This window comes from Chitinophaga caseinilytica (genome assembly GCF_038396765.1).
In the GTDB taxonomy this organism is placed as follows: Bacteria; Bacteroidota; Bacteroidia; order Chitinophagales; family Chitinophagaceae; genus Chitinophaga; species Chitinophaga caseinilytica.
Genome location: NZ_CP150096.1, coordinates 3,211,887 through 3,236,454, shown reverse-complemented (window position 1 = coordinate 3,236,454; position 24,568 = coordinate 3,211,887). Strand labels below are relative to the sequence as shown.

The window sequence follows — 24,568 nt, the reverse complement described above, 5'->3', positions numbered from 1 at the left end:
TTCTGATTATCACGGACAATAAATATAAGGCAAAAATAAGAAAAGCGCCGCAGAAGAATCTGTGGCGCTATAAACCATATCCTATGAAAAACACTAAAATTGCTTAAAACGTAGTGCAAATATCGGCCGGCACGCTTCCACCACCACTGACGCCAGTCAGTCTCCCGGCTGATTTTAGTAAGTTCTCCCGGAAACAGCCGTAGCGGTTACATCATCATCGCCTCTTTCAGCCAGGAAGATGCATAGGGGGAAGCCAGCACTTTGTCCCGGAAACCGGGCTGGCCAATGGTGGCTTCGATCTCCACGGGGTTGGAAAGGTCGATGCGGGAAAACAGCTCGTAGAACTGGGGATCTGTCTGCAACAGGTGCAGCAGTTCCGCCGCCAGGGCTTCTTCCGGCGGCACGGGCGTTGTGCTGCGGAAGAGTTTGCGGCGCTTGAAGAACGAGCCTACAATCTCCACGATCCCCCACCAGGTGCTTTCGGCCGAGGGCGACTGCACCAGCGTAGAGGGTTCCGCCACCGGTACCTGCAGGGCGTCCCAGGCGCGGATGATCCCGTTCCCGTAATATTTCTTCCAGTCGGCGAAAACGTTCCCTTTCGCGGCGCTGGTAAAAAGCGCATGGCGAACGGCTTCCACTTTCATCCATTTCTTCCCTTCGTCATAATATCCTTTCTGCTCCATTTCGTTCCGGTGCCGGGCAATGTAGAGCGCCGCCGTGGCCGCCACCTGCGGGGTGGCCGACGAGGTGCCGCCGCCGCTCCGCACGAACGGGTGAACGGAAGAAGCCCAGGGCGTATTCGGCGTATAGCCGGCCAGGGCGCGCGTCATCCGCGATGCCGGGCCCCAGGAGCCCTGCATGTATTGCGTGCTGATGGCCCGCTCGGAGCCTTCGCGCAGGAAGTCCACATCGTAGGGCTTATGATCGTACATGGCGCCGGTGGCCGCGATCACCCGCTCGAAAGCCGCCGGGAAAAGGACGCATTTCGGCAACAGGGCGCCCGTGCCCTTGTACCAGCAGTTGCTGGCGGCAGACACCACCACGATCCCCGCCTCGTAAGCCCGGTTCACCGCCCGCGCCATCCGCTGGCTGGGCTTCCCCGCCATGGACATCGACACTACTTCGCAGCCCTCCCCGATCGCATAGTCGATCGCTTCGGCGAAAGTGCGGTCGTTCATGATCACCACCGATTCGGAAATCCTGCAAGGCACCACCGTTGCTACCGGGGCGCCGCCGATATAACCTTCGTATTCCCCGAACGTCTGTGTTTTCGTCACTTTACCGCCCGCCAGCAAAACAACCGTGCCCAAGCCGTGGCCGTCTTGCCCGGATTCGGGTTTATCCTGCGCCAAATCGGGATTTTCCTTGCTCACGAAGTTGCGCTGGCGCTGGAGGTCCAGGTTTTCCGGCAGCGCGGGATGGCCGGCGATGTAACCGGTGTCCAGGTGCGCGATGCGGACGTGGGCGCCGGGCGTGGCCCGCACTTCTGCTGTGGCTTTGGCGAGCTGGGAATGCGCATCGCCAAGGTGCCAGCCGATGGCAGCCTCGCCCATGGCGGGCGGCCATTCCCGGATGTAGTCCGGGTTGTTGGCGTCTCCCTCGCGGGTAGCGCGCTTGTCCTGCGCGGGCGACACGCTCATGATCGGTTCCACGACGGCTTCCAGGCCCGCGGCCAGGAGGCTCTGGCGAAGGGCGTGCGCCGCGCTCCAGCTGTGCTCGTGCGGGGTGGTTTTCATTTCCAGCACGAGGTAATCCGCGCCTTTTTCGAGGATATCGATGTCTTTTCCGGGATCGATGTCTTTGGCGGGCGGCACTTTCCAGGTAACGAGCAACTGCGCGTTCCTTTTCACCTTCACTTCGTCCCACTCCTCTTCTTTCGTGAGGTTACGGCCTGCGGGCGTAGGTTTGAGGTCCGGCTTGCGGGAACCTTTTACGACCGCCGCATCGGGAATATCGATCTGGAACGGGAATGCCGCGTCGAAAGACGGGATGATGGCGCCGTATTCGAAGAAATTGGGGCGGGGATAATAATATCTTTCACGGATGGCGTCTATCAGTTCCGGCGCGTTTTTCTTGCGGGTGGCCGCTTTGCGGAACAGTTCGATGAACGATTCGGTGAACACGCCGTTGGATTCACCATCGAAAGTAGTCTGATCGTCCTGGCAGGCGGCCAGCAGCTTCACCGCCGCTTTCACGTTCGCCGCCTGGGCCGTTGAGCGGAACTGGTCTTGCAGCGGACCGTACACCGTAGGGCCATACGTCTCCATAATATCCTGTTCCTGTTTCAGCGGCAGTTTCCGGGATCTGAGGCCGCGCATTTCCGTCGCGTTTTCCAGGCCGGCGGCGAGGTGCTCGCTGAGGGTTTGGGGGATTTCGCCACCCGGGCGATGGTGCCCGAATGACAACTGTCCGACACGATAAGAATACGCGTACCGTCCCCGAATTCGCGGAAGGCTTCGAACAGCTCGTCGTCCAGCAGTTCCCGGTCGTACAGGCACCAGGTCTGGTCGTTCCGCTCGTTGTCCAGCCCCGTCACTTTATCGTTACCGATCTGACTGCCGTGGCCGGCGTATGTGAGCAGGAGGATGTCTCCCGCCTGCAATAGCTTTGCATAATCCGCGAGGGCGGTCAGCACGGCGGATGCGGTAGCTTCATCGTTGTGGAGTTTTTTGGCTTTATAGCCGTTCTGCTCCGCGAACGCTTTCCAGAATTTCGCATCGGCAACGGCCGCTTTCAGTTCGGGCACGTCGAAATAATGCGTCTTGTCCAGTTTGTTCACCCCGATGTGCAGGGAATAGCCTTTAGACATGTCGTATCAGTTTAATGTGGAATGATTTGATGTAAGATCGATGTGATGATTTTTTCGTCCTGGAGATAACCGGGATATAATCCATTAACTACCGTATCCGGCGTATGTTCCGTGTGTAGCTGCAGCGTGGCCGCCAATGCCGGGATGGCTGTTTTCACGACACCGGTTTCCCGTACCGAGAAAGCCATCATGCGCAGCAAATCGCCCGATGTCCGGCCTTCGCGCTCGTCTCCCGTAAAAACCATCGCGCCCGATTGCGGGATTTCCGCCATTTGCGCCAGTTGCCGGCCGATGCCGTTGGTGATGACCGCCACGTTCCCCGCGCCAAGGCCCGCGATGGCGGCGTGCAGGCTTTCCGAGACGACAGACAGGTCGTCTGCCGGCGAATAATCGAAGCGGAGCAGTTGCGCAGGCGCATTGGGCCGCGCGGAAAATGCCTGCCACATCAACTCCGAGTTTCCGGTAACACCGTCGAGCAGCAGGGCGCCGGGAATACCGGGATCGAAACCGGGACGCTGTTGCCAGGAGCCGTTTTCGCGGGAATAGATCCGGAGGCCGGCATATTTTCCGGGGAGGAAGATGCGCCTGAAACGGAGATCGGTCTCCGGAATTTCCGTGATCGCCACGGAACCGGAACTCCCCTGGAACCCCACGGGCCGGTATGCATCCGCTTCCGCCACGAACGGGACTACAGCATGCGGCGGCAATTGCCGGACTTCCGCCAGGGGCGGCGTCAGCAAAACGCTCAAAGGCTCCTCCGGCCGGAGGTTCCCCGACATTTCCACGCGTAAAACCGCCATCCCGCCATCCAGCGCATTGCCGGACGACCCCGCGCCCCAGGCAGCGGATGCTACGGCCGGCACATCCCCTTCCGCAATGAGTGCGCATTTCCCGGAAAAACCTGCCGGCGTTCGTATCTCCAGCGCACCGAGCTTCGCTTTTTCTCCCGCGCCCATCATTTTTTCCAAACCCTCGAACGAAGTGGCGATGCGGGCCGTAAACACCGACCAGGCAACACCTTCCCGTGTATCTTCGTCCGTCCCGCGCGAACTGCCCAGTCCGCGGTTCCCCGGGCCATCCAGCTCCAGGGCGTCCTGTTCGAATTTCGTTACGTCGAAATGCGCGGTGGAAACGATGATCTTCAGGTAATCGTGTATGCGGTACCTGTTATATGACCTGTATTGTTCATCGATGGACACGGGAATATCGTACACCGTTCTCCCGTTATCGATATAAGCCAGCTCGAGCGGAGCGCCGCCCCGTGTCAGCGGGCCTTCGCCGTCATTTATGAGGCTCGGGTAGATATCGAATTTACTGCCGAGATACAGCACGCGAACGAAGCATTTTTCTACCGGGGCGTCTGCCTTCAACGCAATGCTGAGGCGAAACGCGGGCTGTTTCCCATCGCGGTAATGCAGTTCGAGGAGATCGCCCGTTGCCGGGGTTGCTACGGGCTGACGATTACTCCCTTCCACCACTTTCCACGTCAGCTCGAAATGTTCGCGGGCCAGCCGGGGATCGAGGCGTTTCCAGTCCAGCGCAGCCATCCAGGCACCAACGCGCTGCGCGTATTGCAGGAACATTTCCGGGCTCGCCGTTCTGCGGAAAAGCGGCAGCGTACCACCGTTCTCCAATAATACATAGGAACCGTCTTCCGGCCGGAACACTGTATAGCCCGCGCTTTCGCCGTTCCCGAACTTTACATCCACCAATGGATACCGTTCTTTTCCCAATGCCGTTTCCAAAGCGGGATCGGGCGCTGAAACCATCGTCAACCGCGGAGCCGCTGCCCGCACCAGGGTTGCCCGCGCCGTTTGGGACGCCGTATCGAGGTCTGCAATGTCTATGAGGGAAAAAAGCGCGTCCACTTCCTGGAGTTCCACTTCCTTCCGGAAATCCCCGTCCTTCACCTCCACCACCGCACCGGGCGCCAGGCCCTCCAGCGCGCCGGCGAAGAGTTTCCAGTGTTGGAGGCTCACATCGAACAGAACTTCATATCGCGGTACAACGGGCAACATGGCGCCTGACAGGAATCTCCCGTCGAGGTCCGCGTTCGTTGCCGCGAAAACGACCGGATGCTGATCGGCCGCAGCTGTATTCACGACGGTTTGTAACCGCCACATGAGATCCCGGTACGAGGTGGCCCCGCCGTTGGCCCGGAGCGTATCGGTCAGTCGCCCTGTGAAAAGCCCGCCGCGCCAGGATTCCTGCGCCAGCTCATCGGCCCGGCAGGCCGCGAAGTGGATATACCCGGCTATTTCGGGTTTCATCTCCCCGTCTTCCAGTTTGAAAAACCCCGGCACATCGTGCCCCAGCAAATCGGTAAAGGACAATTCCGTATCGCCGTCTGCCTGGAAACGGGGACGAAATTCTCCCGCAGCGCCCACGGGCGCGAGGGCGCGGGTATTGCCGCCGGAATGACAGCAGTCCGTGATCACGAGGCAATGCGCATCCGTTTTACCGAAGGCTTTCCAGAGCAAATATGCGAATTCCTTGTTGGTGAGGTCGCGCGCGGTGGTGCGACTGTCTGCACAAACGATCGTTTGCAGTTTCCGGCTGGGATTGTTCCGGTGGAATTCAGGCGGCGCAGGCGTTTGGGAGCCATGTCCGCTGTAAAAGAAAACACAGATATCTCCGGCTTTTGCGTCGGCGAAATGGGTGAATATTTTTTGTGTGAAGTTGTCGAAAGTGGGCGGCAGCCAGGCGAGGGGGCGCCAACGGAAGCGGCGTATTTGTCGAGCAGCCGGAGGTCGGCGGTGTTGGGCTGGAGATAATAGGCAGGATGATAGCTGAGGCCAACTTGCGCCGCGCATTGATCGCGGAAGAGGCGGTCCATTTTCAGCACGTCCTGTATGCAGCCGCTGAGCGGACTGTCGGGATATCCGTTTATGCCGGCGAAAGCCGCATAAAATCGACGTTCTTGCATATATTCTGCTACTATTTAAATAGGAATTCCGGGGTTATTCCGAATACACTGCTTCGTTTGTTCCTGGGGTTATCGCGTCCTGACTAATTCGTTGAAAAATCGTACCTTAGGTAATAGATTGTGACTCCAAATTAACTCCAAAAGTCGAGATTTCCATCGTGCAGCAAGGAATTTATTTACCCCAATTCCATATCAGTCATGAAAAAGATCATTATTGCCTTTGCAAATCTTCCACAGGCCCCGTTGCAATCGGTGACGGAGGAAGACGAGGGCATCCATAATACCCTGATCGCCGCCAACCGGGGAGATTACAGCGTTCACCGGGAGTCTTTCGCCACCGTTTCCAACATCAACAATGCATTTTCCACTTACGGTGCGGAGATCGCCATTTTCCACTATGCCGGCCACGCCGGCGAACAATCCCTCCTGTTTACCGATCAGGCCGCTAGCGGGCAGGGCCTCGCTTACCTGTTGAAGCCCAGTGCAGACGCCGGCGCCCTCCGCCTGGTGATCCTCAACGGCTGCTCTACGGGCGCGCAGGTAGACCAGCTGCTGGCACTGGGCGTTCCGGCGGTGATCGCCACTTCGGCTGCGGTGAATGATTTGTCGGCCCGGATTTTCGGTGTGGAATTTTTTAAAAACGTCTGTACCAAGGGAATGAGCATCCGCCAGGCGTTCGACGCCGCGCTGAAATCGGCGCAGCTCGCGTCGCAGGTACCGCTGGGCGTAGACGCGCCGCCCGCCCGCGATCTCAACCTGCCCGGAAAAACGCCGCGCGAACCGTTCTGGGGGCTGTTTTTCAATAATGCCGCGGCGGTGGACGTAAACCCGCTGCCCAGCGAGCCCAACAAGCCCCTGCCGCCGTACGAGCCCAACGCCCAGCTGACCCAGGCACTGTTTAACGCGCTGGTGAAAGACGGCAATCTGCCCGCCAAACAGATCGACGACCGGCGGCAAACCGAGATCATCGAAGACAATATGTTACAGAAAACGATCCTCGACGTGCTGCCCCACCCCATCGCCATTCAGCTTAAAACGCTATTTGCGGCGGAATATGGCGCTGAGGGACTGAAGCAGCCCGGCATCAAACGGCTCGAGCAGATCGGGCGGGCGTTCCACATCGCGTCGGAGTTCATGGGGATTATCATGATCTCGCAGTTGTGGGAGTTGAAAATCACGCAAAAAGTGGAAAACCTGCCGGATGAAATGATGGAACTGCTCGATAAATATTTCGGTCTTTCCATCGCCGACCGCTCCGTGTACGATTATTCGGCGCTGATCCGGTCTATCCGCAAATACATCGATTCGCTGGCAGATGTGCAATATTTCGTGAGCGAGCTGTCCACCCTGCGCGACGACGATCCGCAGAACCAGCCTTTCAGCGAGGCCTGCGTGTTCCTGCAATACATCCGATCGGTCACGTACACGGGTTTCGGGGCGGCGGGCGGCCAGAAGGTCCCCGAGGCGGAAGTGCCCGCACTTTGCATCCGGGCGGAAGACATGCTCAGCACGGTGTTCGAGCGGCTGGGGTTCCTCCATCGCTACACGCTCACCAGCATCCAGAATATCCGCATCAACAAATACCGGCACGATACCCTCACCGTGTTCGACCACCAGGTGGTCAAACTCATGAACTCCAACGCCAGCCACGAAATCAACTATTACCTGCTCGCTCATCACCTGGACAATAGCGGCGTGGTGCTCACCAAGCAGATGCTGCCCGTTTTCAACGTGGAAAGGCGCCAGTACAAAGGCGATTCGCTGGAATTCCTCAACCTTTCGCCCCTCGTGGTAGACGTGAACACCTTCGAAAGCCGGTCTGACCGCTCCAACCTCGTCATATTCGGGCAATACCAACCGGCAGACGATACCTACGTTTTCCGGACGGTCCCCAAGCCCGACGAGCCGCTCGACCATGTGCGCATCAACATCAACCGTCGTTTTGCGCGGAACGAGCAGCAGGAACAGGGCCGGTACGAAGCCATCTGCCAACAACTCATCGCCTTCCGGCAGTTCGCCCAGCAGGCATTAACCCCGGCACCGTAATGAACAGCATCCTCAATAGCCCCTTCAAATTCCTCGACCCTTACGGCAGGGAAGACTACAACATCTTTTTCGGCCGCGACGAAGAAGTGAACGCCCTCTACCAGCACATCCACAAAAACCGCCTCGTGCTCGTGTACGGCACCAGCGGCACGGGTAAAACGAGCATCGTGCAATGCGGGCTGCAAAACCGGATGGACGATACCGACTGGTTCCCCCTGTTTATCCGCCGCGGCGATCAGCTGGTGGATTCGCTGCTGTCTGCCACGCAATCCGCCGCCGATCCCTTTTCCGGGGAGATGCCGACCAACTCGCTGGCGGGCGGAAAGGGGTATAAACAGGCGCCGTCCGTATTGCGCAGCCGCAGCGCGGGAGACGCAGCGCAGAAGGTTTACGAGGCGCTCAAAGGCATCAATCTCCGTTACCTCAGGTCGGTTTACCTCATTTTCGACCAGTTCGAGGAATTGCTGATCATGGGAACGGAAGAGGAAAAGAAAACGATCATCGAGATCATCGACCATATTCTATACGACCCCGATCTCCAGTTCTGCAATTTCCTGTTCATCATGCGGGAAGAATTCTTCGCGGGCCTGAGCCCTTTCGAGCGCGCCATCCCGGATTTCTGCGACCGGCGGCTGCGCATCGAGACGATGAACAACCGGAACGTGGAAGAAGTGATCCTCAAAAGCTGCGAGCGCTTCAACATCCGGCTGGAACAGGGCGCGGATAACGCCAAAGAGATCATCAACGTGTTGCAGGACCGGCAGTCCGTATCGCTCCCCTATCTGCAAATCTACCTCGACCAGCTCTGGCGCACGGTTTACATGAACACGCCCAACAAGCCGGAGCCTTCCGGTTCCGCCTGGCCGCCACTGACGGTGAACAGTGCCATCATCCGGCAGTTCGGCAGTTTGCAGGATGTTCTGGACCGTTTCATGCATGAGCGGATCCATGTGATACAGGAGCAGCTGGAAAAGGATTTCCCGGATATAGAAGATGATTTCGTGGCCAATGCGCTCGATGCATTCGTGACCAGCGAAGGCACGAAACGGCCGCTGCCGTATGCCCGCGTGAACAACGGCATATGGTTTACCGGCCTGGTGCCGCCGTATTTGCAGGGGCGGTCGGCGGCGCTGATGACGAGTTGTTTGACCGAACTGGAGAAGAATAAAATTTTACGGAGCGATGGACAGACGTATGAACTGGCGCACGATATCCTCGCAGGGTTGATAGACAACCGCAGGACGGAGGAGCAGCGGAAAACGGGGTTCACCGAAAAGCAGATCATCAGCCGGTACGAAGGGTTCAAGAATAATACCAGCGAACTGTTGAGCCTCCGCGAGATCGCCTCCTACGAACCGTATATGAAACGCCTGAGCCTGCCGGCGGAGGTGGTGGAGTTTTACAGGACCAGCGTGAACAAAAGGCATGCAGACCAGCTGAAGGAAAAGCGCCAGAAGTTCCGGCAACGGCTGTGGCGGTACAGTTGGGTGATCGGCGTGCTGCTGGTGGTGGGGATCACGGTGGTAACGCTGTACATCCAGTCGCTGCGCCGCGCGTTCAACCGCAATGAAAGCCTTGTGTACATGGGGTTCGACCTCGCCGGCAAAGACGCCCGGGAAGCCCTGGGGCTTTTCAAGGTGTTCCGGGATAAAGTGTATGGGGAAGATGCGAAAATGGTGGACGAGAAACTGCAGGAAATCATGCAGCTGCAGAAATCGCAGGCTTTGTTCGCCGTTTCCACCTATACCCTGCCGTTCGTGAAAGTAGACGCGCTGGACATCGACCTGTCTGACGACGGGAAGCTCGTGTTATACAACTTCCTGCCCAAGGAAACGCAGGACTCGCTGAAATCATATCAAATCAGCACCATCCAGGGTGCCAACCTCATGAAATTCGATTCCGTGCCGTACGCTTATTTCGTCAATGGATCCAACCTGGTGGCGGTGAGCAAGCGCACCATCCGCGAAGAACTGGTATCTACCGGACTATCGACCAAAGGCAATTCGCGCAGCAACCGCATGCGGGCGATGTACTGGCTCCGGAATGAAGGGTTCCTGTACGACCCCGCAAAAGATGAAACCATCCGCATTCCCCTGGAAACGGGGCAGCAGTTGCACGATGTCTCCGAAATCCTGAAATATGCGAACGACGAACATGAATCCTATCACATCCAGGCCACGGCTTCCGGCAACCTCATCGTGCCATATGTTGAAAACGGCAGGGACAGGATCATGTTGCTGAACAAATACGGAAAGGTGTTTGCAAGGTTCGCGGCATCGTCTACCGTCACGGTTTCCCGCGACCGCCGCAAGTTCATGTACCTGGAATACAGTCTCGGCTACTACCCGGAATTGCACGTTATCAGCGAAACCGGCGTGGAACTGCACCGCATTTCCGGCGAAATCACTTTCACCGATTTCACGGACGATGGCTCCCCGCTTTGGGGCTCACCCAGCATCTGCAATATCCTGAACGGTGCCGACACGCTGATTTACGACGCCCCTTTCAACCGCGACATTCACTATGCCTATGCCAACCTGGCTACGGAAATGTTTGCCGTGGTACTGGGGAACAGCCCCATCAACGCGTTCGCATTCAGTAAAGTAAATGGTGTGAACGTCTCCAATTTCAACAACGGCGCTACGGAATCGCTGACCGGCACGCCCATCGGGATCCATATGGGGAAAGGCTTCGCCATCATGCTGCGGAACACCCATTCCGGGCCAGGCGCCACCAGCGATGCCGCAGACACCATTTTCAGGTACGATATCCGGAAGAAAACGCCGCCACGGCAGTACGTAGTTCCGGAAGGGGTGAAAGATCAACTTTTCAACGCGGCTTCCGGCGATGTGATGGTGTACACGCAAAACAACCGGCTTTTGGTGCTGGATAGCAATCTTACCCTCAAAAAAGGCCTGCTGATCACCTCGAACGATCTTTTCGGGATGGCAAACGGCGGACAAACCTACTTCTACGCCCGCGACCGCTACCTGACGATCTTCCATAACGACACTTCGCGCCTGAACGTTTTCGACCCCGCATCGATCTGGGCGAAACTGTATGCGCCGGGGTCGCCGGTGCAGCCCATTACGGATAAGAAGCAGTTACGGGAGTTGGGGCTGCATTTCAAGTAAGCTGACATTGTACAAATACGCCCGGGCAGTTGGCCCGGGCGCATCGTTGTTGGGGAAATCAAATTTATTTGGTCTGGTAAATTCGTACCTCAGCTTCCATATTTCACGATCAGATCCTTTACCATCTGGATTTGCTTGTCGATATCCGCTGTATTTCTCCCGTTTTTCACCAATCCGTCCCGGATTTCATTCCCTACTTCCACCGCTTTATTAAACTGGTAATTGCGCCACAGGATGTAGAAATAGGTATTCAGGTAGCGGGGGTTACGGTTCCTGGCGAGCAAATCCTCCATCCACGTTATACCAGCCGCGCCTGCGTCTTTGCGGCCCGTCCAGTTGCCCAGCATATGCGTCAGTGAAATGGCATAGGAATCGTTTTTCCGGCCATATTTGGCCAAAAAGTCGGTACCGCGCTGCTGATACAACTTGATATCGTCTTTCCCGCTCGCGTCCTTCGAATCGAACACCGCATAGAAACTGGCGTACTCCTCGTAATAGGGGTATTTTTTGGATTTGAACAACGCCAACTCCTTGTTGAATTGCGTCAGGTCTTTGTTCGTTTGACCGATAGATTGTATGCCTCTCAGGTACCAAAGGTAAGTGGTGGCGATAAAGCTGTCGATTACCGGCTTGCCCACGGTGCGGTAGTAGTCTTTTTTGTTCGATTCGATGTATTCGAACGGTACGCTGAATGGAGCTACTTTGATGATCTGCATCAGCTCGTAAGTAATCTTCTCCGCTTTTTTCTCCTTGTTGAGGGTGGTGAACCAGGCATCGAAATCGGCCTTCGCTTTATCGCCCCGGTAAGATCTCACCAGGTTTTCGAAGTACCGTTTCATGAAAATCTGCGTTCTGTTGCCGGATTCCCATTCCTTCACCATCGACAGCTGGTTCTTTTGCGGATCGGTAGCGGTTTCCGCGAGGGAAATGAGCCCTTTGACATCCAGGCCGCCGGCCATGGAATGCATGTTGTTGCCCTGGGCGTCCATGAACATGAGCGTGGGATAAGCGTTGATCCTGTATTGCTTGCCCACGGCTTCTCCGATGCCTTTATCGTCGCACTGCACCTTGCAGCTGATGAACCGGGAATTGTAATAATCTCCCGCCACTTTCTGCGGAAAAACCTCGTTAGACATCTGCTTGCACGGCGCGCACCACGAAGTGTAAAAATCCACGAACACGACCTTGTTTTCCGCCTTCGCTTTCGCCAGCGCCGAATCGAGGTTATGCATGAACTCGATGCCCTGTGCGTACCCGGAAGCACCGCCCAGCAGGCATAGCAATCCCGTCAGGAGCATGCTCCTTTGAAAATCCCTGAAAACCATGTTTATTTTTTTATTGTATGATGGAAAATGATTGCGTTATAAAGCCTGCGGACTGAAAGCCGTTATCCTGCCAAAACCGCCATAGGTCTTGATATACGCCGGATCTGCGACCAATCCGCCCACGCCCAGCAGTTCCAGCGGAATGGTAACGATCCTCCCTTCCTTCGTAGCCTCGTTGTAGGTACTGAGCACCAATAACCTGTTGTCGGACATGGCGGTTTGTTTTTGTTGCCAGTCGCCCGGGGCATTCGGGTTCGGGAGATACATCCTTCCTCCGCCGGCGTACATCTTCATGCCGGTGATCTTGTGCCCCGCGGGCACGGTGTACCGGAGGTTGGTGGTGGCAGGACTGCCGATTTCCGTGGTGGTGGCGTATACTTTGCTTTCTGTGGCGTAAAACAGTACCTGTTCGGCGGTGGAGCAGGTGAAGAACTTCGCCGCCGCGATCTCCGGATTGTTGCCGAGATCGTTCATCGCCACGCCCATTTTGCCCGTCATGGGCTCGGTGAGCTTCACCTGGCAGGCGTAGTACCGGTCGCTGCCACGATCTTTCATGATGGCAACGATCCGCTGGTCGTAACCTTCCATCATGGCAACGCAGGTTTTATTCCCCATCGTTCCCGGGTCGAACGCCGGTGCGGGATCGGAATAATCTACCGGCCTGAACGCTACGAGCGGGTTGCTCATGCTCGTCATCTTCGGCAGCATCAAAAAGCGGTTATTCTTCTCGTCGTACAATATGCCGCCGGTTTGCAGGTTAGACGCCGGCGACTGCAGCCCGCAGATCTGTTGCGTAACATACCCGGCCGCATCCGGCGCCAGGAACGAATAGCCGAATTGCTCGTTGTTCCCGTACCGGCCATATCCTTTCCCGTTGTTGATGAGGTATTGGTGCTGATTCCTGACGATAGCCGTCTGGATCCCGTCTGGCTTGATGGTAGCGGGCGGCAGCAGGAACAGCGCATTATCTTTCACGGTTGCCTGGTAAGAATTGGGGTTCATGCGGATGAACGATTGGTCGGTCAGCAGCGTGATGTCTTTCATGGTATTGTAGCGCATATAGTTCAGCTGCTTCACCAGGCCGGGCACCGGCTGGTCTCCGTTCGCCTTGCTGTATGCGTGGAGGAACGTACGGGCGGTGGCGCTGTCTGTCAGAAACGCAGACGTGAAGTTATACGCCATCACCAGGCTTACGTCGCTATTGACGCCGTCTTTGGTATCGGCCACGATCAGGCCTTCGCCGAAGGGAGACACCACGTTGATGTTCCAGGAAAAGAAGGCTTTCAGGTTGGTGGCGGTATCGGTCACCCGCAGGATGAGGGCGTAGGCCGTGGTAACGGGGTTTTCGGTGATGCGGGCGTTGAGCTGCTGCTCATTTCCCACCACGCGCTCATATCCGCCGAAGGCGTTCATCGTCCACTGGTAACGCAGGCCGGCGGGGTCTTTCCCTTCCAGCTGAATGCCCGGCGCCACGCGCAGCGTATCGAACTGGAACACGATGTAAGACGCCGGCAGCCCGGTAGTGTCTATGACGATGGGCGACACTTTCGTAAGGTTGAAAGTAGATTTGTCTTTGACGCAGGAAACGGCAACTGCCGCCATTGCGATCAATATATAGTAGATGGATTTTTTCACGATAATGATGTTAGGTTGAAAAATCAGGGCATAGACACCAGTTCCCCCTTATACTGGCCATCGTCGTGGCGGAGCGGGCTTCCGGGATTGGCGGCGTTGTAAGCCTGCAGGGCTTCTTTCACCTGCAGGGCGTACGCCTGAATCTGCCCGGCGGTCATCCACCAGGTAACGGGATCGGTCCTGGACAGGGTACCGTCGTACGGGAAAGTAGACCGGCCGGTGGCGTTGACGATGAACTTGTACCAACCGGTAGAAAACGGCGTCCCGAAATAGTAGCGAAGCCAGCGCCAGTTCACAGGCTGGATGATCATGCCCGTCCAAACCACCTGCACGGAGGCGTTGGACATGGTATCGAGGGCGCTGCCGGGCTTGAGCTTCAGCCGGAGCTTCACCAAAGACGTATCCACGGTGGCATTTCGTTTCAGCACGATCGGCACTACGCCGTTGACGCTGTTCCCGGGGAGATATCCCGGCTTGATCTCATACCATTCCGGCTTTGCGGTGGTATTCGTATCATAGACCGCCTCCATGGAGAAGCTCCGCTCCTGATCGTGCAGCGAGCCGGAAAGCTTCACGGGCAGAAAAATCGTCCGGGAAGTGGAGTCGAGATCGCTCATGAAGGAATAGGAATAATCCGTCAGCGTGAAATAAATCGCCGGGGCTTCATCCGTATAGGTTTCCACCTGCGATTTCTTACAGGCGAACAGCAGGCAGGTGCCTGATATGATGACGAGTAATTTTTTCATGGTAATACATTTTTGCGGTTAAGGACTTCGACGCATGGGCGATCAGTTGCCGCCACCCATTTCGATTTCCCGCTGCGGCAGCGGCAGCATATAAACGGAGTTGTTCATCGCCTTGGCGGTGCCCGGGATATTGGCTTCTCCTCTCCGCTTGTAGTAATAAAACAACTGTCCTTCGGAAACGAATTCCTTCCGGTATTCCTTCAGAATTTCCACCGTTACTTCTTCCTTCGATAAGCTGGCCGGCAGATTGTACTGGTTGGAAATACCGCGGCTGATGCGCATTCTGTTGAGGTAATCCACTGCAGTGGCGATGTCTCCCGTCTCGTTAGCACATTCCGCCAGGATGTAAAACATTTCCGGCAGCTTGATGATGGGCATCCGGTCCTTGAACACGGAAGGGGTAACGTAGGTAAACTTCAGCAGCAGGAATTCCGTGCTGGACACTTTCTTGTACAGCTCCTTGTACCGGTAATCCGACAAAGACATACCCGGCTTCGTGTTCACCTCGTACAATTCGTTGGCCACCGTTCCGCTGTGCGCCAGCTTCGAGGTATTGGCATTGATGCCGTCTGGCCCGAACTGGTCGATGTATGGCTTGATGACGTTGAACATATTCTGCACGTTCAGAGAAAACACGTGCTCGGTGCTGAAAGTAAAATCCTTGTTTACCGGGTTGGGATCGTTGATGTTGCCGCCGTTGAAGGAAACGAGGTACCGCATGCCTTTATCGGCCACTTCCTGCGCAGCTTCCTTCGCCAGCGCGTAATTGCCGCGCCAGAGGTTCAACCGGGCCTGCGTAGCCTTCACTGCGTAGTAATTGAAGCGCATGCGCCGGTTGTTGTAAAACAGATCGGCGTTCGGAATTTCCACACCGTTATCGGCGTTAAGCTCTACGCTCATGGAATCGTATTTCGCCATGAGCGATGCGGCGGTAGCCAGATCGGCCGCCACGGAATCGAGGAAAGCCCTGCCGGCAACAGGCGCCGTGATCTGCTTGGCGTAACGGCTCACGTACGGTAGCACCTTCAAATCGAGCCCCGACGGATCGTTCACCAGGTTCCCCGCGCCAAAGAGGCGGTACAGGTCGAAGTGCAGGAATGCCCGCAGGCCCAGTGCCTCCCCTTTTATCATCGCGTAATTAGCCGGGTGAAGCATGCCCTTGTTGCCATCTATCGTATTGATGATGTTATTGAGATTGGCGATGGCCTGGTAGCCCGTTGCCCAGATGTTGTCTTTCTTCGGCACTACCGATAAATGATCGTACTGGTAAGCCGACGCATAATAGTAAGGATGCGTAGTGCCCGGCATCGCGTATTGCTGCCCCAGTACGTCCACGAGCCCCAGGGTGCTTTCGAACCCGTAAGATCCGGAATTGGTCATCAGCAGATAGGAACCGATCAATGCATCCTTGTACCCCTGCTCCGACTTGAACAGCTCGGTAGCGGAAATCTCGGACTTGGGCGTGATGTTCAGCCATTTCTTGCAGGCGCTGAGGCTTACAATGGCAATGATGAATATGGAAAGTCTTTTCATGACAACTGGTTCGTTTTCAAATAATGATGTTTCATGCTGCTAAAACGTAGCGGAAAGATTGAAGGAAAACTTCCTCGAAAACGGATAGTTGACGCCACGCTCAACCGGAATGGAGGAAAGGATGAAGAGGTCGTTGGTATAGCATGCGGCCCGCAAACGCTGGATCCCCGCATCTTTCAGCCAGGCCCAGCGGTAGAAGTCGTACGACAGGCTCAGCGACGCCAGCGACAGTTCGTTCCTGTCCATCACGAACCGGCTGCTGGGCTGCGTGCGGATGAACTTCCGCGTCCAGCTGCCGTCTGGGTTCTGCACTTCCACGGAGCCCAGCGCCTTGAAGGGCTTCACGTCTCCCGGCTGGTGCCAGGTACTGTTGAGCACGCGCTTGTCTACGTTGTAGCTCATATCCACGTTCTCCACCCGGTCTACCAGCGTCTGGTTGTACAGCTGCCCACCCTGGCGGAAAGTGAAGTAGGCATTGATGCCGAACCCGCGGTACTCGCCGTTGAGGCCGATGGTCCCCGATACGTTGGGCATCTTGTCGCCCACTACCACCTGGTCGTTGGGGGAATAGGTATACGTTCTCACGCCGTTGCGGTTGAGGTAGATTTCCTGTCCGTTGGCGGGGTCGATGCCCAGTGAGCGCACCGCCCAGATCGCGTCCATGGAAGCACCTTCGTAATATTTCACCACCGGTCTGTTGTTGAAGCGGTCGCCGGAGATCTTGTCCTGCTGCTGGTTGTAGGCATCCAGCGCGTTGGAGATCGAAAGGATGACGTTCTTGTTGTGGATGGCAGACGCCGAAACGGCGAAGAACGAGCGGTTGCGGGGATCGGAATACACGTTATACGTGATCATCGCCTCCAGGCCTGTGTTCCGGATACGCCCGAGGTTTTCCTTCACGCTGGAAAAACCGGTAGACGGCGGCAGCGTGAAATCGAGCAGGGTATTTTGCGTGATGCTCTGGTAGTAATCGATCCGGCCGGTCAGGCGTTTAGCCACGGAAAAGTCCATCCCCACGTTGTAATCCATCTTCTGCTGCCAGCGGAGGTCTGGATTGGCCATTCCCTTCAGGTAGGCGCCCAGGTATCCCTGGTAAATCTTGTCGAGGAAATAGGCGTAGGTAGCGATCGACTGGTACGAACTGAAGTTCTGCGAACCGGTGGAGCCCACGGAAGCGCGGATCTTCAGCCGGTCAAACACCCGCATCCTGCTGATCCATTCTTCATTATGGATATTCCAGCCCACGCCGGTGCTCCAAAACGGCCCCCAGCGATGGTTGGCACCGAACTGGGAAGAGGCGCTGGCCCGGAAAGACGCGTCCACGAAAAACCGCTCATCGTAAGAGTAGCTCACGATCGACAGCAGCCCCAGGTCGCGCGTGGTGCCCTCCTGCCCCGTGGGCCGGTTCTGGTATTTGGCGTATTGCGCCGCAAAAAGGATATCGTTCATCCGGTCGTTCGGGAAGCCCTCCGCATTGTAGGCTACTTCCTCGAAGCTGCGTTGCCCGATGTTGGCACCGGCGTTCACGAAGATCAGGTGCCTGTCGCCCAAAGCCTTGTTGTAATTGATGTTGAAATCCGCCGTATATCGCAGCTGCGCGCCTTCGTTCCTTTTGTAGGAGCCTTTGCGGAAGAAATCGTCGCCCGTGAAATTCTGGAATTTCAGGTGGTTGGCGGGGTAAAACTCGTCGGCCTGGTTCTTGGTGCTGGTGAAGCTACCGCGCAGCAAGGCTTTCAGGCCCCTGGCCACGGTGATTTCCGTGTAAAAGTTATCGGTAAACTCGGTATAGTCGCTGCTCAGTTTGGTGTTCAGCGTGGAGTTGTAGAGCGGGTTGGGAAAGAAGAGGCGCGCTACGGAAGTGCTGCCCACGTAGGGCACCAGGCCCGTTTCGGCGTTCTGTTTCAGGTTGCCGAACTCATCGTAGGGCGTCCAGTACGGGTTCATCTTCACGTAGTCGTTGAAGGTGCCGAAGGGGGAATCGTTGCTGCGGGCGTCCGTAAAGCTGAGGATGTTGCGGAACAGCACGTTTTTGTAGCGGTAAGACATGGCGGCCGAAGTGCCCAGGATATTCCTCGACGAGCCCTTCATCACCCCGGCGATGCGGTTGTAGGAAAAGTCCGCGATCAGCTTCAGGTCCCTTTCGCCCAGCTCCACGGTAATGCCGTGTTTCTGGCCGAAGCCGTTGCGCAGGGGCTTAGACATCCAGTCGGTATTGACACCGGAAAGAACCGCCTGCAGGCGCTGGTTGTATTGTTGGTCGAGCTGGAGCTGGGTTTGATAATTGGGCGCATAGTCCGATATCTGGGAATACATCCCGTAGATCCTTTCCGCCTCCAGCTTTTCCGCTGCATTGGTGAGGCTGTAGCTGGACAGGTCGGGCGTTTCGATATCGATGCTGCCGTTGTAGGAAACGATGGCCTTGTTGCCGGTGTTCTTCTTCGTTTCGATCACCACCACGCCGTTGGCCGCTTTGGCGCCGTAGATGGCTTTGGCGGACGCGTCTTTGAGGATGGTGATGGATTCTACCCGGTTCATGTCGAGGTCAACGATTTTGGTGAGGCTCACTTCGAAGCCGTCGAGGATGAACAGGGGCCGGTTGGGGCTGTTGGCGTAGTCCCCTTTCAGGTCAGACAGTTCGCCCTGCGGAAACGAGGAGTTGCCGCGCAGCATCATTTCCGGGAGCTTATTGGGATCGGAGCCGAGCTCGAGGTTGTCGAAGATCATCAGCGAAGGCTCCAGGACTTTGAGGCTTTGCACCACGTTCTTGTTACTAACCTTCAGGAGGTCTTCTTTGGTAAGCGTGGTGGCCGCGCCGGTGAAGCTGCTGATCTTGCGGCTAACGATACCGGTGTTCACGACTACTTCGTTCAGGCTGGCCACGCTCCTTTCGAGGACCACGTCCAGTCTTTTCGTTACGTCCGAAACGGTGACCGCTTTCGGCTTGAATCCGATGTTGGTGAAATAGATGGTGGTGCCGGCGTGGATGCCTTGCAGGGTGAATGTCCCTTTTTCGTCGGAGATAGCCGCTTGCCGGGCCCCTTTCACGGCAATGGTGGTGCCGGCTACGGGCGCTCCCTTTTCATCCACTACCCTGCCCGTTACCGTGGCGGCGGGCTTAGACGTGTCTGCCGCCACCGCGTCTGGCGCAACGGCCGCAACGGGTTTGGCGATCAGTGTGATGGTTTTGCTCCGCACTTCGCAGGTGAAAGCCTGCCCTTTCGAAATTTCGTGGAGGAATTCGCTGAGTGGCAGGGATTTTACCGTGAGTGAAACGGGTTTGCCGGAACGAAGCAATGCCGAGTTGCCGAATACATGGTACCCGGTTTGTTCTTTAATGGCGGCAAACACCTGCTTCAACGGCATGTCGCGGCCGGAAAGGGTCACGTTTTGCGCGTTGCCGGGCTCCGCCTGTACGGTCAGGAAGGCGGCCGTTAATAGGAACACTGTTAATTTCATCGCGATCCAGAAAGTTGTCTTTGTAAAACGAATTGGCCCTGTGCGGCCGTCATTTACGGCAGAAGGAGCCCGCTGCCTTGCCGGTTCAGCGGTTGGCCTGTCTGGCAGTGCGGCAATGGAATCCCCGCACCAATTGGCATTTTTTTGCATACCTTGCAACTGATTTTGGTTTTGATAAATGTGGTTGGTCAAATCCGTTTAGCACGAACTGGAATCATCCACCGTCACCGGCCCTAACCGTGACGGTTTTTTCATGTCTGTCTGTAAGCCGGATGCGCCGCGCAGGCCCTAACTGCGGGCGGTCAGGCACTATGATTTATTTGGTTTTGTTGAGAATTACAAGTTGTCCGCCCGGCTCGAACCGGTAGGAAAGCCCTGCCCCTGCCAGCATTTCCAGCAGGTCGCCGAGGTTCACGTTGCGGTCTACCTCACCGAAAAACCGGATATCCGGCATGCCGCCGTCATACGTTACCGTGATATCGTACCACCGTTCCAGCTGCCGCATCGCCTCGTCGAGCCGGAGCCCCTCGAAATTGAAAGCCCCGTTCTTCCAGGCCATCACCTTCGCCAGATCCGCGTTGCTGGCCACCCTTGGGCCATCAGCACCGGTTGTGGCCGCCTGTTCTCCGGGATGCAGGTCTACCCCACCGGCATTCCCCGCCGCAGCCGGCAGGCCATCTACATGTACTTTGCCTTCCAGCAAAGTAGTTTTGACGGAAGGCTCGTTCTGGTAAGCATTCACATTAAAGCTGGTGCCGGTAACACGTATTTGCTGTTGGGACGTTTTGACGATGAAAGGCATTTTCCCGTTCGGGCCCGCAGGCTGGCTGGTCACTTCAAAATAGGCTTCGCCGGAAAGCTCCACCAGCCGTTCGCTTCCCGTGAAAGCGGTGGGGTATTTGAGCGTGCTGGCCGCGTTCAGCCATACTTTCGTGCCGTCTGGCAGGATCACCTGGTATTGGCGGCCGTTGGGCGTGGAGATGCGATTGATGGAAGCGGCGGAAGACGCGTGGGCGTCGTACACCAGCTGGCCGTTGTTGAGGACCACCTGCGTACCCTGCTGGCTGGCGATGGTACCGTTCTGCAAGCTGTCCAGCACCACCTGCCGGCCATCCGCCAGCGTCAGCACCGCCCCCTCGCGCCCCGGAGCGATCTGCGCCGCAGAAACGGGAAGGGCGGTAATTCCGGTACCCGACTGGCCCCGATGCCATAAACGATAGCTGCCGAACGCCAGCAGCAACAGCACACCAGCCGCGGCCATCCATTTCCAAAGGTGAACATGCTTTACGGATCGTACCGCCGGCGCGGGCTTGTCGACCCGCAACACACGGCTCAGCTCCCGGTCGAGGTACGGCCCGTCGAAATGTGCGGGCGCCTGGCCGGCGGCGAGCTGTGCGAAAAGCGCGTCCCATCCGGCATCGTCCGTTTCCACGGTCAACGCCAGCAGCTCTTCGCGCTCCGCGGGCGTCAGCTGTTGGTCTCTGTACTGTTCCAGCAGGTATTGAAAGCGATCGAAATTCATGGTTTTAGGTAGCTTGACCTAAATGAAGTGCATCGCCGATGAAGAACGTACTATCGTAAAAAGAAAAATTTTGCAGCAGACGGATACGGAGCAAACGATGTATCCGGATTCCTCCAGGCGGGAGCGCATTTGTTTCAATGCGGCAACGAGGGTGTTTTTCACGGTGCTGACGGATAGGGAAAGCTGTTGCGCGATTTCCGCCGGCTTCAGGCCCAGTTCCCTGCTCATGATGTAAATTTTCCGGCGCTGCTCCGGCATGCCGTCCAGCGTTTCCTGTACGAGCCGCCGCAATTCCCCGCCCTGCATGTGGTGCGACGGTGTATCCGCCACCTCCTCTTCGGCTACCAGTGCGGCGTTTGCAATGGTGCGCTCCTGTAACAGGTGCTTCCGGAGCAATTCCCGGCAGCGGCGCGATGCGATCCGGAGCAGCCAGCCCTGCAGGTTCGCGATTTCCGGGAGGCGGTCGCGGTGCAGCCACACCTGGATGAAGGTTTCCTGCAAAGCTTCCTGCACGTCGGTATCGGTGAGGGAAAAGCGGTGGACCAGCGGAAACAACCGGGGATAATAATGGGAGAACAACACGCCAAATGCACGCTCATCGCCGTCTGCAATTAATTGCAGCAACGCATTCTCATCATAATTCTGGCTTACAGGCATAGCTGGCTACATTGGTTGACATTATCAGCGGAGATGCAAACTAAAGTAAAAAAAGTGATGGTTTCCGCGATAATATTATTTTGATATGGGCCCGCCAGGATTAATTAATGTAGCGCAGCAACACATGCAAAAAAAGCATCGGAATACATCAAAATGGTTGCAATGATTCAACGCCGGGCGCATTAACATCCACCAACGGCGTGTGCCCGTATTTTCCGCTGAACGCCGTTAAGCCGACAGGCAATGCACCTTCCCGACACTTCCCGATTTTTGAACAGGGATGGCATTTGAAGCAGTTACGCGAGTTGGGGTTGCATTGTAAGTAATACGGGAAGGTTCACTTAAAATATTCAATCAGCTCATAGTTGCCATCCTGGTATCTCGCAAGCAATTCCCTGAGGTAATATTTATGCTGCACGCCCGTCAGGACAACAATGGTTTTTCCTTTATGCTCATTCGCTTTCCTGATGATATTTATCGCCATGGTATTGTTTCTCAAATCCCAGAAATTACACCAAAGCTGATAGCCATCGCGGTATGAAATCCTCCCGCCGTCGGGCTTCGTCACAAGACGTTGGGCGAAAATTCCTTCCGAATGAACGATTGCAGGAAGTTCATGATGCTGGATATATTGACGCTGCCTGTTCTCCTTTTCAAAAGCCAGGCCGTTCATGGTTTTGATATCGCTTTTGGCAAATTCGAACAAGATTTTATTCGCCGTGATGTACCGCCTGTAAATTTCCATATTGGCCTTGCTCAGCGCCTTTCTTTGATATAAACTGTCCATCAATTGAATGGTCAGCTGATCGGTGGGCGTCATCCCGTTATTTTTCCTATACTGATTCCTTCCTTCAAATTCGAATGGCAGGTTCAACGTTCCGGGATACTTCTTCAGGTACATCAACGAAGCATTCTGCTCATTGGAATTGGGGCTTATGTCGTCGAAATAAGTGGCAATTTGCTCGCTATCGTTTTCCTGCAACAAAATATCGGGCCGGATGCTGTCTAAAATCGCGAACAGCATTTGGGGATTTAAAATGGCAGAAGATTGATGGACGGTACCGATGAGATATAGTTTCGTTTTTCCGGTACTTTGGGAGAAACCCCATTTAAACGGGCATAATAACAGTAGCGACAACAGATACTTCATTTCCATTCACATTTTTTTCAACAGGCCAGTAATAAAGGATGTATTGCCTGATATTGGTTATTGGTCTGACATTGCTACCGCGAAATCCGTGTATTGATCCCCTGCGCCACCATGGCTTCGATTTCGGATTTGGAGAACAGGGGCCAATCGCCTGGAACGCTTTGTTTCAGCACACCGCAGGCGGTAGCGAAATCGATGGTTTCCTGGGGCGACAGGCCGGTCATGGTACCATAGAGGAGCCCTCCGGCGAAGGCGTCTCCCGTCCCGATGCTTTCCTTCACCTGCGGAAGGGCGATCTTCAACCGGCTGAAATACGCTTTGCCGCCGCTCATGAGCGCGGCGGTGTAATGCAGGCGGTCGTTTTCCGGCACGCGGAAACTCATGGCCAGCGTATGCGTTTCAGGCATGAAGCGGGCTTGTAGTTCCTGCGCCGCTATCTCGAAACGGCGGGTCCAGGGCAGCGAGGGGTCTGTCGTCATGCCGAAATACACATTACAGGCATCGAGATCGGCGATGGCGATGTGGCAATGTTTTAATAATGCGGGCATCACTTCGTTCGGATGTTTACCGTATTGCCAGAGGCGCGAGCGATAGTTGAGATCGGCGGAAATGACGAGATCCCGGCTGCGCGCAATGTCTATCGCTTCTGCACAGACATCCGCAACAGTGGCGGAAAGCGCGGGCGAAATGCCCGTCCAGTGAAAATGGGTTTGATCCTTCAAAAAGCTTTCCCAATCCACCATTCCCGGTTGCAATTCGGAAAACGCGCTGCCGGCGCGGTCGTATATCACCTGGACGGGCCGGATGTGGTTGCCCGTTTCAGAGAAATACAATCCAAGTTTCCGTCCGCCGTACAATACTTTTTCCACCCCTACCCCATGCCCGCGCAACTGCGCGATGCCGGCCAACGCAAGATCGTTATCCGGCACCCGCGTTACATACTGCGCGGGAATGCCCAGCCTTGCCAGCAATACGCACAGGTTCGCTTCCGCGCCGGCGTAGTACGGAATATACCCGGAGGTATGCAGGAAACGACTGTCGCCGCCACTGTGCAGCCGCAGCAATAATTCCCCGAAAGTGGCAAGAGCAGGATTCATACCCGGTGATTTTCCGGCAATGTAATTTTTTTCCCGGTAATCAAGGCTTTCAATCATCATGCAATTCGAACAGCGCCTCGATTTCTACGGGAATATTATCGGGCAATGATCCGAACCCCACGGCACTGCGGACCCCGATGCCGTTTTCTGTGCCCCACACCGCCGCGAACAGCTCGCTGCAGCCGTTGATCACATACGGATGCCGTTCAAATTCCGGCGTACAGTTCACCATCCCTAACACCTTGATCACCCGTTTCACCCGGTTGAGGCTGCCGAGATGGGTCACGATGGTCGACAGCATGGTAAGGCCCACCTGCCGCGCGGCGAGCTTACCGGCTTCCATGTCCATGTCTTTGCCGATGCGGCCGATGATGAGGGATTTGTCGTTCTGCACGGGCCCGTGGCCGGAAAGATAAAGGTACTTCCCGTCTACCAGGCAAGGCTTGTAAACGCCCAGCGGCGCGGGAGCCGGCGGCAATACCAACCCGGTTTTCTCAAACTGCTCTTCTGCATTGTAATTCATAAGATATCC

At 56.1% G+C, this 24,568-nt stretch carries 15 protein-coding genes; 2 read left to right on the top strand and 13 right to left on the bottom strand.

The genetic code is table 11. The features are described 5' to 3' along the window. Window positions 1-206: 206 nt before the first annotated feature. The 3 genes from WJU22_RS13325 to WJU22_RS13315 are packed head-to-tail and all read right to left on the bottom strand — an operon-like array spanning window position 207 to window position 5,622. A complete protein-coding gene (locus WJU22_RS13325; RefSeq protein WP_341843725.1) occupies window positions 207-2,318 on the bottom strand; it encodes a S8/S53 family peptidase in 2,112 nt (703 codons plus the stop codon). Next, window positions 2,285-2,809 carry a caspase family protein gene (locus WJU22_RS13320; protein ID WP_341843724.1) on the bottom strand — a complete coding sequence of 175 codons (525 nt, stop codon included), beginning with the start codon at window positions 2,807-2,809 and terminating at the stop codon, window positions 2,285-2,287. The genes WJU22_RS13325 and WJU22_RS13320 overlap by 34 nt, the downstream gene beginning before the upstream one ends. Before the next feature lie 11 nt (window positions 2,810-2,820). Continuing rightward, complete coding sequence (locus WJU22_RS13315; RefSeq protein ID WP_341843723.1) at window positions 2,821-5,622, bottom strand: caspase family protein; 2,802 nt, start codon at window positions 5,620-5,622, stop codon at window positions 2,821-2,823. Window positions 5,623-5,933: 311 nt separating this feature from the next. Here WJU22_RS13315 and WJU22_RS13310 point away from each other — a divergent pair, with 311 nt between their 5' ends. Both WJU22_RS13310 and WJU22_RS13305 read left to right on the top strand, forming a co-directional pair. Further along, window positions 5,934-7,781 carry a CHAT domain-containing protein gene (locus tag WJU22_RS13310; protein ID WP_341843722.1) on the top strand — a complete coding sequence of 616 codons (1,848 nt, stop codon included), beginning with the start codon at window positions 5,934-5,936 and terminating at the stop codon, window positions 7,779-7,781. Beyond that, a complete protein-coding gene (locus WJU22_RS13305; RefSeq protein WP_341843721.1) occupies window positions 7,781-10,915 on the top strand; it encodes an ATP-binding protein in 3,135 nt (1,044 codons plus the stop codon). Before WJU22_RS13310 ends, WJU22_RS13305 begins: the two co-directional genes overlap by 1 nt. Before the next feature lie 89 nt (window positions 10,916-11,004). Here WJU22_RS13305 and WJU22_RS13300 read toward each other — a convergent pair whose 3' ends face one another. The 10 genes from WJU22_RS13300 to WJU22_RS13255 all read right to left on the bottom strand — a co-directional run bounded on the left by WJU22_RS13300 (window position 11,005) and on the right by WJU22_RS13255 (window position 24,559). Next, window positions 11,005-12,213 carry a thioredoxin family protein gene (locus tag WJU22_RS13300; RefSeq protein WP_341843720.1) on the bottom strand — a complete coding sequence of 403 codons (1,209 nt, stop codon included), beginning with the start codon at window positions 12,211-12,213 and terminating at the stop codon, window positions 11,005-11,007. A 63-nt stretch (window positions 12,214-12,276) separates the two neighbouring features. Further along, window positions 12,277-13,875 (bottom strand): PKD-like family lipoprotein, encoded by a 1,599-nt coding sequence (locus WJU22_RS13295; protein ID WP_341843719.1) that lies wholly within the window; start codon window positions 13,873-13,875, stop codon window positions 12,277-12,279. 23 nt (window positions 13,876-13,898) lie between these two features. Next, window positions 13,899-14,621: a DUF4843 domain-containing protein gene (locus tag WJU22_RS13290; protein ID WP_341843718.1), complete on the bottom strand. Its 723-nt coding sequence runs from the start codon at window positions 14,619-14,621 to the stop codon at window positions 13,899-13,901. Between the two features lie 42 nt (window positions 14,622-14,663). Next, window positions 14,664-16,154 (bottom strand): RagB/SusD family nutrient uptake outer membrane protein, encoded by a 1,491-nt coding sequence (locus WJU22_RS13285; RefSeq protein WP_341843717.1) that lies wholly within the window; start codon window positions 16,152-16,154, stop codon window positions 14,664-14,666. Between the two features lie 39 nt (window positions 16,155-16,193). Then, window positions 16,194-19,610, bottom strand: coding sequence for a SusC/RagA family TonB-linked outer membrane protein (locus tag WJU22_RS13280; protein WP_341843716.1), 3,417 nt, complete (start codon window positions 19,608-19,610; stop codon window positions 16,194-16,196). 316 nt (window positions 19,611-19,926) lie between these two features. After that, window positions 19,927-21,132 (bottom strand): FecR family protein, encoded by a 1,206-nt coding sequence (locus tag WJU22_RS13275; protein WP_341843715.1) that lies wholly within the window; start codon window positions 21,130-21,132, stop codon window positions 19,927-19,929. Between the two features lie 18 nt (window positions 21,133-21,150). Then, window positions 21,151-21,789: an RNA polymerase sigma factor gene (locus WJU22_RS13270; RefSeq protein WP_341843714.1), complete on the bottom strand. Its 639-nt coding sequence runs from the start codon at window positions 21,787-21,789 to the stop codon at window positions 21,151-21,153. A 337-nt stretch (window positions 21,790-22,126) separates the two neighbouring features. Next, on the bottom strand, window positions 22,127-22,939 hold the full coding sequence (locus WJU22_RS13265; protein WP_341843713.1) for a hypothetical protein: 813 nt from the start codon (window positions 22,937-22,939) through the stop codon (window positions 22,127-22,129). Between the two features lie 74 nt (window positions 22,940-23,013). Then, entirely contained in the window at window positions 23,014-24,036 is a 1,023-nt protein-coding gene (locus WJU22_RS13260; RefSeq protein WP_341843712.1) for a sugar kinase, read from the bottom strand. Between the two features lie 49 nt (window positions 24,037-24,085). Continuing rightward, the gene (locus tag WJU22_RS13255) at window positions 24,086-24,559 is read right to left on the bottom strand and encodes a RidA family protein (protein WP_341843711.1); all 474 of its coding nucleotides are present in this window, start codon (window positions 24,557-24,559) and stop codon (window positions 24,086-24,088) included. Between the last annotated feature and the right edge of the window lie 9 nt (window positions 24,560-24,568).